Source organism: Aeromonas sp. S9(2024) (assembly GCF_041403185.1).
Taxonomy (GTDB): domain Bacteria; phylum Pseudomonadota; class Gammaproteobacteria; order Enterobacterales; family Aeromonadaceae; genus Aeromonas; species Aeromonas enteropelogenes.
The window spans coordinates 40,671-51,392 of sequence record NZ_JBGLRE010000013.1 but is presented as its reverse complement, the minus strand read 5'-3'; the positions used below and the strand labels follow the sequence as shown (position 1 = coordinate 51,392).

General features: G+C 55.8%; 13 protein-coding genes and 4 tRNA genes. 10 read left to right on the top strand and 7 right to left on the bottom strand.

Annotated elements, in window-relative coordinates; all coding sequences use genetic code 11:
* Positions 1-260: 260 nt before the first annotated feature.
* The 3 genes from ACB028_RS18085 to folB form a co-directional block, all read right to left on the bottom strand.
* Positions 261-749 (bottom strand): YbaK/EbsC family protein, encoded by a 489-nt coding sequence (locus tag ACB028_RS18085; protein ID WP_371144880.1) that lies wholly within the window; start codon positions 747-749, stop codon positions 261-263.
* 107 nt (positions 750-856) lie between these two features.
* Positions 857-1,366 carry a 2-amino-4-hydroxy-6-hydroxymethyldihydropteridine diphosphokinase gene (gene folK / locus ACB028_RS18080; protein WP_371144879.1) on the bottom strand — a complete coding sequence of 170 codons (510 nt, stop codon included), beginning with the start codon at positions 1,364-1,366 and terminating at the stop codon, positions 857-859.
* The gene (folB, locus tag ACB028_RS18075) at positions 1,366-1,737 is read right to left on the bottom strand and encodes a dihydroneopterin aldolase (protein ID WP_371144878.1); all 372 of its coding nucleotides are present in this window, start codon (positions 1,735-1,737) and stop codon (positions 1,366-1,368) included. The genes folK and folB overlap by 1 nt, the downstream gene beginning before the upstream one ends.
* Before the next feature lie 158 nt (positions 1,738-1,895).
* Between folB and plsY the strand changes: the two genes are divergently transcribed.
* The 7 genes from plsY to ACB028_RS18040 all read left to right on the top strand — a co-directional run bounded on the left by plsY (position 1,896) and on the right by ACB028_RS18040 (position 5,144).
* Positions 1,896-2,558 (top strand): glycerol-3-phosphate 1-O-acyltransferase PlsY, encoded by a 663-nt coding sequence (gene plsY, locus ACB028_RS18070; protein WP_026455833.1) that lies wholly within the window; start codon positions 1,896-1,898, stop codon positions 2,556-2,558.
* 47 nt (positions 2,559-2,605) lie between these two features.
* A tRNA-Phe gene (locus tag ACB028_RS18065) sits at positions 2,606-2,681 on the top strand.
* 52 nt (positions 2,682-2,733) lie between these two features.
* Positions 2,734-2,809, top strand: a tRNA-Thr gene (locus ACB028_RS18060).
* A 3-nt stretch (positions 2,810-2,812) separates the two neighbouring features.
* Positions 2,813-2,888: transfer RNA gene (locus ACB028_RS18055), tRNA-Phe, on the top strand.
* An 8-nt stretch (positions 2,889-2,896) separates the two neighbouring features.
* Positions 2,897-2,972 (top strand) — tRNA-Asn (locus tag ACB028_RS18050).
* Positions 2,973-3,367: 395 nt separating this feature from the next.
* Complete coding sequence (locus ACB028_RS18045) at positions 3,368-4,405, top strand: diguanylate cyclase (protein WP_371144877.1); 1,038 nt, start codon at positions 3,368-3,370, stop codon at positions 4,403-4,405.
* Between the two features lie 160 nt (positions 4,406-4,565).
* Positions 4,566-5,144, top strand: coding sequence for a hypothetical protein (locus ACB028_RS18040; RefSeq protein ID WP_042029055.1), 579 nt, complete (start codon positions 4,566-4,568; stop codon positions 5,142-5,144).
* A 225-nt stretch (positions 5,145-5,369) separates the two neighbouring features.
* On the opposite strand, the gene ACB028_RS18035 is transcribed toward ACB028_RS18040, so the two are convergent.
* Entirely contained in the window at positions 5,370-5,687 is a 318-nt protein-coding gene (locus ACB028_RS18035; RefSeq protein ID WP_042029056.1) for a hypothetical protein, read from the bottom strand.
* A 325-nt stretch (positions 5,688-6,012) separates the two neighbouring features.
* Between ACB028_RS18035 and ACB028_RS18030 the strand changes: the two genes are divergently transcribed.
* Both ACB028_RS18030 and ACB028_RS18025 read left to right on the top strand, forming a co-directional pair.
* Positions 6,013-6,900 (top strand): diguanylate cyclase, encoded by an 888-nt coding sequence (locus ACB028_RS18030; RefSeq protein ID WP_371144876.1) that lies wholly within the window; start codon positions 6,013-6,015, stop codon positions 6,898-6,900.
* 668 nt (positions 6,901-7,568) lie between these two features.
* On the top strand, positions 7,569-8,624 hold the full coding sequence (locus ACB028_RS18025) for an amino acid permease (RefSeq protein WP_223379787.1): 1,056 nt from the start codon (positions 7,569-7,571) through the stop codon (positions 8,622-8,624).
* Between the two features lie 64 nt (positions 8,625-8,688).
* On the opposite strand, the gene ACB028_RS18020 is transcribed toward ACB028_RS18025, so the two are convergent.
* Both ACB028_RS18020 and ACB028_RS18015 read right to left on the bottom strand, forming a co-directional pair.
* Positions 8,689-9,327: an exopolysaccharide biosynthesis protein gene (locus tag ACB028_RS18020; protein WP_026455838.1), complete on the bottom strand. Its 639-nt coding sequence runs from the start codon at positions 9,325-9,327 to the stop codon at positions 8,689-8,691.
* A 138-nt stretch (positions 9,328-9,465) separates the two neighbouring features.
* Positions 9,466-9,771: a monooxygenase gene (locus tag ACB028_RS18015; RefSeq protein WP_026455839.1), complete on the bottom strand. Its 306-nt coding sequence runs from the start codon at positions 9,769-9,771 to the stop codon at positions 9,466-9,468.
* A gap of 119 nt (positions 9,772-9,890) precedes the next feature.
* Here ACB028_RS18015 and ACB028_RS18010 point away from each other — a divergent pair, with 119 nt between their 5' ends.
* Positions 9,891-10,223 (top strand): winged helix-turn-helix transcriptional regulator, encoded by a 333-nt coding sequence (locus tag ACB028_RS18010; RefSeq protein WP_371144875.1) that lies wholly within the window; start codon positions 9,891-9,893, stop codon positions 10,221-10,223.
* A 322-nt stretch (positions 10,224-10,545) separates the two neighbouring features.
* Here the strand turns inward: ACB028_RS18010 and ACB028_RS18005 are convergent, their stop codons facing one another.
* Entirely contained in the window at positions 10,546-10,710 is a 165-nt protein-coding gene (locus tag ACB028_RS18005) for a hypothetical protein (RefSeq protein ID WP_268856269.1), read from the bottom strand.
* Positions 10,711-10,722: the final 12 nt, after the last annotated feature.

Here is a 10,722-nt window from a genome sequence, read left to right as displayed (position 1 = left end):
TCGAGCAAAAACTTTAATATTATGTTTATTGTCAATAAGTTGCCGCTTCGTCTGTCACCTGACAGTTTGTGAGGAGGACAGACAATCTCGTTCGGGATCAGGCAGTTGTTTTGTTGGTGGCTAGCCGCCCACAAAGTGAGGAAGTACTTCCTTATGGCAGAGGGAAGACAGTCCTCAGGGGGATGGTTGTCGTGAACGTGGCATAAGGCCGCCCCCCGGAGCGGTGACGCGGCTCTTCGGTCCACAGAAGTGGGGCTGACTCAGGTCGTTGCCACGGGCAGATAGCTGACCTCACAGGGCAGCTGTGCCAGCACCCGGGGCAGGTGGGCGGTTTCCAGCAGAAAGGTTTGTTCCGGGTGACCCGGGGTCCAGGTAAAGGCGTGATGGGCGAGCAGTTGCGGATCTATCAGCAGCGGGATGTCGGCGCGCGGCAGAAAGGGGCAGACGGCTCCCGGCAGGCAGCCGATCTGCGCCTGCATCTCCTCGGCCGTGCAGATGGAGGGTTTGGCTCCCAGGGTGGCCTTGACAGCCTTGTTGTCGAGCCGCCCGTCCCTGTGGGTCAGCAACAGGGCGAAACGGCCATCCTTGAACTTGAGAAACAGGGTCTTGCTGAACTCCGCCTGCCAGCCAAGGCGTGCCTTGACCTGCTCGTCGGTGGCGTAATCGAGGATGGGCTCGTGTTGATAACGCTGATGGGGCAGATCGGCGAGCAGCTGGCAATTGAAGTGATGGATGGTATCGAGTGGCATCTACTCCTCCTTTTCATGGGAATTATCCTGCCAGCAGTACAGGGCAAGGGCCAATCATGCTTTCTAATCTGTCATAAGCGACAAGGGCACCGAGGTGCCCTTGTCGATCAGCTGTGCTGCAATGCCGGTGCTTCCCAGTGAAAGGGAATGGGGCAGAGCCGCTGGGAGGCCTTGTCATAGGCGTGCCACAGTTCGTCCATGGTGTGGCCATCGAGCGGATGACGCAGGGCCGGTGCCAGCTCGGCCAGTGGCCACAATACGAAGGCGTTGGTGAGTATCTCGCCGCGGGGCAAGGTGATCGGTGTGTCACAAACCAGATCGCCATAGAGCAGCAGGTCGAGATCCAGGGTGCGGGGTGCGAACTTCTTGGCATCCGGTTCGCGGCCGTGGGCAAACTCCATGGCGCGCAGGCGCTGGCAGACGGCCGCCAGTGGAAGATCGGTCTGCGCCGCCACCACCAGGTTGTAGAAGGGGCGACCATTGAAGCCCACCGCCTCGCTCTCGAATACCCGTGACACCAGCAGCTCGCCAAACTCGCCGTACAGGGCATCAAGACCGGCGCGGATATGGCGCTCCCGCTCTATGTTCGAGCCCAGGCTGATATAGAGGGTGGTCATCAGTTGGCGCTCGCTACCGGTGTGCGATGGCGCAGGATCTCGACGCCGACGCCTTCGGCATTGGGTACGGCACCGGGCTTGGTGAGAGTCACTTTGACCCACAGTACCCGCTCATCGGCAAGCACCAGGGTGGCGACCTGCTCAGCCATAGTTTCGACCAGTTCGACTACCTTGCCGCTGACATGTTCACAGATCCGGTTGGAGAGGTCGGCATAATCCAGTGCCAGCTTGATATCGTCGGTTGCGGCGGCGGGGCGGTTGTCGAACCCCATCTCAAGGTCAAACCGGAGTTTCTGGCGAATGCCCTTCTCCCACTCATATACACCTATGGTGGTCAAAACCTCGAGTCCGCGAATAAACACCTTGTCCATGACTGTACTTCTTCTTTACTCTTGATGGGCTGTGATGACAGCGCAGGGATGCTGGCCGGGCGACATGCTTGCCGAGGCTGTCTGGTTGGGCAAAGGGTCCAAGCCAGCGTATGTGGCCCGCATCATACCCCATTCATATCGTGGTAAAAACGACCAAGATGACGGCCCTGACGATTTTGATGATTATTCTGGCCTACCTGGGTGGTTCACTATCCAGTGCTGTGCTGGTCTCCCGCTTCACCGGTCTGCCTGATCCGCGGGATCATGGCTCCCACAATCCGGGGGCGACCAATGTGCTGCGCCTCGGTGGCCGGATGGCGGCTCTGGTGGTCTTGCTGCTCGATGTGATCAAGGGAATGGCCCCCGTCTATCTCGCCTGGTTTTTGCAAATCAAACCCGTCTACCTCGGCTTTATCGGCGTGGCGGCCTGTCTTGGCCACATGTATCCCCTCTTCTTCCATTTCCGGGGAGGCAAGGGGGTGGCGACGGCGCTGGGAACCATGCTGCCCATCGGTTATGGCATGGGAGGCGCCGTGATAGGTACCTGGCTGCTGGTACTGCTGGTGAGTGGCTACTCATCTTTGGCTTCCATCATTACCGTACTGTTGACGCCGCTCTTTACCTACCTGCTCAAACCCGAATATACCTTGCCGGTTTCGCTGCTCTCCTGCCTCATCCTGATCCGCCATCACGAGAACATTGCCCGTTTGCTCAAGGGAGAAGAACCCAGGGTGTGGGGGCGCAAGCGCAGGGCCAGTGAGGGGGAAGTGGAGGAAATGGGGCGCGTTGAGCAAAAAAGAGACGAACGAGACAAAAAGTGAAATTTCCCGTTGACCACCAGCCTTAAAATCCGTTTAATAGCGCCCACGCCCAGATAGCTCAGTCGGTAGAGCAGGGGATTGAAAATCCCCGTGTCGGCGGTTCGATTCCGTCTCTGGGCACCAAATTTTGGTGTCATGAAATAAAAATTCGTTCATGCGCAATGGTTTGAAGTGTGCCGGCTTAGCTCAGTAGGTAGAGCAACTGACTTGTAATCAGTAGGTCACCAGTTCGATTCCGGTAGCCGGCACCATTTGCCCAGATAGCTCAGTCGGTAGAGCAGGGGATTGAAAATCCCCGTGTCGGCGGTTCGATTCCGTCTCTGGGCACCACTTACAATTCCTCCTTAGTTCAGTCGGTAGAACGGCGGACTGTTAATCCGTATGTCACTGGTTCAAGTCCAGTAGGAGGAGCCAACACAAAAGCCCAGCTGAAAAGCTGGGCTTTTTTTTATCCGTTTCGTCATGGTGACGAGCGGCTCGCTTGTTGCCGTCGTCGACCGTCACCATCTGTCGCCGGGCGTTGACTGTTTGTTGCGTCAAGCCATCTCATCCGCAAACAGGGTTCCACCTTGATCCATTATGGAGATACGGGGCTTGGATGGCCGGAGAATATCGCTTCCTCATTATTAATCTGCAGATGACTGGCTATAGTAAATAATAAAGTTAATTACTTTATAATCGACATTTACAATGCGGTTTATCTGTTCTATATTTATTTGAATGGTTGTTTTGTTATGCAGTTGAAGTTCATTTTATAGCTGATAGAACAATTAAATGCAGTCTATTTGATGAGATATATGGGGAATGTTATGCATAATGAACGTTATCTTGATACAGCCGAACTGGATAAATTAAATTCCGGCGGTGATATAACCATGCCAGTATCATTTATCCTTGATATATCTCGTTCCAAATCACTGCAAGATGTGTTGAATGTGGTGGCAAACTGGATTCACCATTTATTTAAAGCCGAACGAGTCAGTATTACAATTAAAGAAAATGAACATTTCCTGAAGCTTTATTCCATTTCCGGTAATCGGGCCATTCCTCTTGATTTTCTTATGCCCATTAAAGATACATTTGTCGGTGGTGTATTTTCATCGGGTCGTTTGGCCATCTGTGATGATTTGAGCATGTCTGACAAGCTGGACTGCCAGATGTTGTATCACAAGGGGATGGGCTGTTGCATGGATGCCCCCATGCTGCAAGGTGACAACTGTATCGGCACCCTGAATGTGGCGCATCAGGATAAATTTTTTTACTCAACGAGAGACGCTGTCATTTTACAGTGTCTGGCCCATTGGCTTGCCCTCAATATCCAGCTCTATCTGCAAGTCGATGAAATGAAAGTGCTGGCTTCTACCGATTATCTTACCGGCATATACAACCGCAGGGCATTCATGGCAGAAGGGCAGAGCCGGGTCGCCCATTCGTTATTGACGGGGGTTCCCTGTACCGTGGCGATTCTTGATATCGACAATTTCAAGGAGTTGAATGATCGCTATGGTCATGAGGCGGGAGACCTCGTGCTCAGGCAGTTGGCTGCTGCCGTTTGCACCGTCGTCCGGGAGCATGATGTATTTGCCCGCATTGGCGGGGAAGAGTTTGCATTGATTATTGCCGGGGCCTCCCATGATGACAGCGATGATATTTTTGAAAAAATAAGAGCCTTGATTGAAGAGTTGCTTATCGAATATGGCGAATACACCATTCAAGTCACGACCAGCATAGGGGCGTCAGTCTCCACCCCTGCGGATGTCGAGATCGGACATCTTCTGCGAAGAGCGGACATGGCGCTCTATCAAGCCAAGAGTGCCGGCAAGAACAGGGTAATCTTCGAGTTGTAACGGACTTCTGTACTGGCCTGCGAAGGTGGACGAATCGCTGGGGCAGGCCCTGTCGCCCGCAATGCTGCGGGCATCGATCTTCCCCGAAAATTTACCTAGCATGGAAACTTTGGCGAGCCAAACATGCCGCCGTTACCTTACTGTCGAGAGAATCCACAAGATGAAAATGCGTCCCCTGTTGTTGCTGAGTGTCCTGCTGCTGGGCGGGTGTAGCGTCAATCCCTATCGTTGGCCCGGCAGTGAGCCCCAGACGCCTGCCCCGAGCGAGCCAGTCACCCAGCCTCCCGTGACTCAACCCGAGGTGAAACCGCCGGTACAAAAACCGGTGGCACCGACCGCGCTGGCCGTGGCCATGGCGGATGCCTTCGTCCAGGCCCCCGAGGTGCGGGAGCTGGCCAATGGCAACCCTGTGCTGCTGCTCACGCCACCCCAGAATGGAACGGGGGAATCTCTCGACACACGCCCCATGGCGGCGGCCATGATCAAGCGGATCCAGTCCAAAAGCGAGTTTCGCTTCGTCGACCCGGGCCAGGTCGCGGCCATCACCAGCCAGCTCGAATATCAGCAAGGGGGAGTCAATCCTGCCTCTTTGGTCCGCCTGGGACGCCAGACCGGGGCGGGTTACATGCTCTACGGGGATCTGGTGCAACAGGGGGGACGTTATCGGCTTGCCATGAGCCTGATGGATCTGCGCAGTGGCGAACTGCTCTGGAATGCGAGCCGCTTCGCCAGCCGATAGTTTGGACTTTGTCGGGGTCACCACGGCACCAGGCCAGAGGTGACCCTTGCGGGCCGGTGGGGGGATGGCAGCCTCCCTTCAACAGATACCGGTTGTCGCGTTCCTTTACCCTTGCCCCTGCGCATACGCTATGGCCAGCGAGGCCGATAGTGATTGCTCGCTTGCCATCATCAACAATTCCTCACACCAGAGCCGCCATGGCAGTCGGTGGCACACCACCTTGTCTCAGAGCATCGGGAAGTAGCAGGCGGTGATATCGACGGGCTGATCCGCGCAACCCGGTTGATAAAACTGCCAGCCGGCGTCCGAGAAGGCGCGCAGCTCGCTCTCGACAAATGCCAGCGCCAGGCTCAGAGCCTGCAGGGCATCGATACCATGGATAAAGGTCTTGTCACGCAGGCCGGCGAGCTTCACCTTGCAGCGATGGTCACCGTTGGCGGATCTGGTGTCAGGTCTGGGCCTGTGGATGGCAATCTTCAGGCGAAGTTGCTCACCCTCTGGGCTGACGACATCGAACCTGGCGGTGACTAGGGTCTTCTTCATCCGGATATTCCTTTTCCGTTGGTGGGTACAGGCTTGATGAGCCCTGGCCGGGGACCAGAAGGCGCTCTGGGGTATCAGCCTAATGGAACCTGGAGACTCAAACAATCTGCTGTCAGCTCATGGCTGATGCCAAAATGAATCAGAGCCTCTCATGCTGGTGTTGCTGAATACCGGCAAAGAGCTTGGTTGATTACCAGGTTGAACATTATTTGCGCATCAAAGTTCATCGCTGGTTGAATTTGATGTTCGCTCCGGGTCCGGCACGGTACGATATTTTGACAGTCAGCCAGCCTTTCGCTGTCTGAGACTCGCAGGAGGAGACGGAATGGAGCTTTCGGTCAAGCAACTCTATGAAGTGATGGCCCAACTGCCGGATCCTCTCTTTATCCTGAGCGAAGATGGCTACTACATCGAATACCTGGGCGGGATGGAGGAGCAGTCCTATCAGGACGGCAACCCCCTGACGGGAAAGAGACTGTTCGACGTACTGCCTGCGGTGATGGCGCAATGGGTGATGGAACAGGTGATGCTGGCGCTGGATAGTGGCCAGATCCAGGTGGTGGAGTATGATCTTGCGGCCACTGAGGTGGCAGGGATCGATGCAGCCGTCGGGCCGCAAGGGATGCAGCGATTCGAGGGCAAGATTGCCCCCTTGCCCTCTCTGTATGAGGGGAAGCGAGCGGTCGTCTGGGTAACCCGCAATATTACCTGCCAGCACGAGCTGCAGCAGCGACTGAAATTGCAAAGCGAAACCGATCAGCTCACCGGTCTCTACAACCGGCGATTCTTCTTCGATCACTGGGCCCGGTTGCAGCAGGGGGAGGGTCATGGCCTTATCATGCTGGACATCGACCATTTCAAGCAGGTCAACGATCGTTTCGGCCATCAGGAAGGCGATCGGACCCTGCAACGTTTCTGCGAGTGTGTGGCGACCCAGTTGCGCAGCGAGGATCTCTTTGTTCGTAGCGGCGGCGAGGAGTTTCTGATCTTGCTGCCGCGGCTGGACGAACTGACGTTATTGCGCATTGCGGAGCGGATCCGTGCGGCTGTGGCGGCCCTGGCCGCCGACCCTGTTACGCTGACCGTCAGTCTGGGTACGACGCTGGTGCGACCGGGTGAGGATATCAATCTGGCGTTGGCGCGCGCCGACGAGTGGCTCTATCGTGCCAAGCGGGCAGGGCGCAACCGGGTGGCTCACTGCCCATCGCGCTGACGGCCGGCCATCAGTGATTAATAATATCGTCCACCTTCGCTATTATTTCATTGAGGTGGAATTAAGCTCATTTTATTTATTGAAGGTTTTTTACGCCATCATGTTAATATTAATAGGTCGGCTAGTTCTCATTAATCTTGTTGAGAAAAAAGCCGTGGTTTTACCATTATGTTATCAGGGCGCTGTCGCACAGCCCTGACAAGACTGGAATGATACATTTTATTGTTTTTTGAAACATCTCGGTTTAAACGGTCATGAATTATTAACCTTGACCTTGATGATGATTTCAATGATGGTAAAACGGCATTTTCGTATTGCCCCGGCGTGCATTATTGAATGTCGGTGGATTTATTATGGTACGAAGTATTCGATATTTTATTGAATATCGCTTGCCAGTTATTTCTGGCCAATAAAAATAATGATGACAGAACAATAAGGTATGTATCGCAATGAGTCTTGCTATTGCAGAAAAGAGTAATACTGTTTCAAAGTTGAAATGGGAGAAAAGTGATTCGGTATGGACCATGGGGCTATATGCCACAGCTGTGGGGGCCGGCACTTTATTTCTCCCGATTACCGTAGGCAGTAACTCCTCGGTTATCTTGCTGTTTATTTTATTACTGGCGTTTCCACTTTCTTATTATTCTCACCGTGCGCTGAGCCGGTTTGTGCTCTCCAGTTCCCATCGGGAGGGAGACATCACCCATGTGGTGGTGGAGCACTTTGGCGCCAGAGCCGGCCAATTGCTGATGCTGGTCTACCTGATGGCCTTTTACCCCATCATTCTGGTCTACAGCATCTCCATCACCAATGCGATCCAGAGCTTCCTGGTGAACCAGCTGGGGAGTGCCGCGCTCCCTCGTGGCTGGCTGGTACTCGGGGTCATGCTGGGTCTGCACCTGATCCTGCTGGCGGGCAAGCATATAGTGGTATCGGCCATCAGCGTGCTGGCCCTGCCCATGGTGGCGTTTCTGCTTGGCCTCTCCTTCTATCTGCTGCCCCAGTGGAGCCTCTCCTATTTTACCGAGAGCCAGGCGGTGGATTGGCATGATCCCGCCTTCTGGAAATCCCTCTGGCTTATCGTGCCTGTGATGGTGTTCTCTTTCAGCCATGCTCCCATCATCTCCTCATTCAGCGCGGCCCAGAAGAAGCGGGATCATCAGCATGCGGACCAGCTCAGCAGACGCATCATCAAGTGCAGCAGCCTGCTGATCTGCGGCAGCGTGATGTTTTTTGTCGTGAGCTGCGTGATGAGCCTGAGCCAGGCCGAGATGGCGCTGGCCCGTACCGACAATATTTCCGTGCTGTCGGCGCTGGCGAACAAGTTCTCCAACCCGTTGATTGCCTATGTGGGGCCGCTTATCGCCATCCTGGCCATGTCGAAATCCTTCCTCGGCACTTCCATGGGGGTGAGCGAAGGAACGGTGAGCATGGTGAGTGGCGCCTGCCAGGGGCTCGGGCTCTCCCTCAAGGAGTCGACCATTACCCGGGTCTCCTCCCTGATCCTGTTCGTCGTGACTGGGGTCATCACTTACCTCAATCCCAACGTGCTCGACATCATAGAGCGCATCAGCGGGCCGCTCATCGCCGTGATCCTGTTTCTGCTGCCTGCCTGTTCCATCTATCGCTTGCCCGCGCTCAGGCGCTATCGCGGGGCGAGCACCCTGTTTGTGCTGGTGATGGGGCTGCTTGCCATCTCGGCCCTTATCTACGATCTGTTCTGACGAACCGGATCCGGCACAATGCAAAAAGGGCGGCCCATGGCCGCCCTTTTCATATTTCTGGCTGTCAGCCAAACAGGGTCGAGATATTTTGTCCCGCCATCAGCAGGCCGATGGCCAGGGCGCTGAACCAGACCAGGGTCGCCGTGACCAGCAAATAACCGCCAGCGACGAACAGGCCATCGCGCTGCAGCATGCCGGTGCTTAGCAGCAAAATGGCCCAGGCCGGCATGGCGTTGGTGAAGGGGATGGCACCCAGGGGGAGCATCAGCAGCAGGGCCGCCAGCATGATCAGCAGGCCATTGCAGCGGTTGATGGTGGTACTGCCAGTCAGCAACAGCAGGCGCGGGCGGATGAAGCGATCGATGCGGGCCAGCAGATCCGCCCCCTTGTGCAGGGTCGGCTTGAGCTGATCCGCAGCGAAGCGACGTTCCATCAGAAAAGCAGGCAACCAGGGCACCCGGTTGAGAGTGATGCCGATGCCGATAAACAGGATCAGCAGACCAAACGGAGTGCTGACGCCCGGAATGGAGACCGGCAGCAGAAAGGGCACGGTGAGCAGCACGCAAAACAGCAGCATGCCCTGTTCTCCCACCAGGGTCAGCATCTGGCGCAGGCTGATGTGGCTCTCGTCGATGGCGTGTGCCGTGGATCGCAGGGTATCCGAGAGCGTGCTTTGTGGATCTTTGAGTTGCGCGGCAACCATGCCTGATGTCCTTCTGATGAGTGCTGAGGGTCACCATGACCCGGTTGCGCGTCAGAATACGGGGGCAAGGTTAATAGCGGATGAATAGGGGGAGCAGATAGCGAAGCGCCGCCCCGATCTGGCGGCGGGGCGAGCGGTTCATTTGATGCCGAATGTGATGCGGCTGAGGGGCTCGTTGACGTCGAACAGCTTGTATTGCACGTCGCTGGCGCCCATGGCAAGCACTCGCTGTTCGTGCATCTGCACGTATTGCCGTGCGCTCGCCTCATCCTCGAACAGATAGATGCCACCTGCTTCGCCGGTGCGCGGGTTCTCCGTCCATATCTTGGAGATAAAACCGGGCTCGCGGGTGATGGACTCGGCCAGCGGCACGGCGGCCTCGGTCAGTGCCGGCCCCATCTGCTCGGCGGGAAAGGTGAAATGGATTTGCAGCAAACTGGGCATGACGGCTTCTCCTGTTGAATGATACGACTCGTCGCATCATAGGAAGCCGGCATTTGGGCTGCAAGAAAGCACATTTTCGTGGCATAGTTACCCTGAAGTAACCATTAGCGAGGTACGCCTTGAACCCGCCCCTCTGTCCTGCCTATGAGGTGTTGCGACTGCTGAACGGAAAATGGAAACCGGCCATCCTGTTTCATCTGCAAAGCCAGACCCTGCGTTTTGGCGATCTGCGTCGCCGTTTGCCCGCCGTCAGCCAGAAGGTGCTCACCGCCCAGCTCAAGGAGCTGGAGAGTGACGGTGTCATCAGCCGGACCCTCTATCCCAGCGTGCCTCCCCGCGTGGAGTATGCCCTGACACAATTGGGCACGGCTCTGCTGCCCCTGTTGCAACAGATGCATGACTTTGCTCTTGCCAACGCCGGGTTGCTGGCACAGAAGCAGGATGCGACTTAGGTCGCTTAGTGCCAGCCATGTCTCTTATGTCTCTTATCCGCAGATGATCAGGGGAGGGATGCCCTTCGCCAGGGGATGAGCCTGACCCTATGCCCGGTGTCAGTGAGCTCTCGCTGCACTCTTTCCTTCCGCTAGTTGCCGAATGCCTGCGCTCATATCCAGCCAGATCTCTCCTGTTCGTGGGGCACGCCCGTTTTCTTGTCATATCGCAGCCAGATCATTCCTGGTGATGACGGATCTTCCCGATATTGGCTCGCCAGCGGCCAAGAGGCGTCCCTGGTTTGGCTGCGCCGTTCTGGTGCGCCCGCCATGACCTGCCCTGTCACGGGGCGGTCGAGGGCTGGATGGCGCATCTCGTGCGCCAACTTGGTGCGACAGATGCTTGCTTATAAGTCAATTGCTTGATTTTATTGAATTTTAATTTTTGGCTCACTTTATGCTTTTTATCTGTCAGGTGGTGTCTGCGGCCATCGGTGACAGCAGTCATGATGGCGCTCCT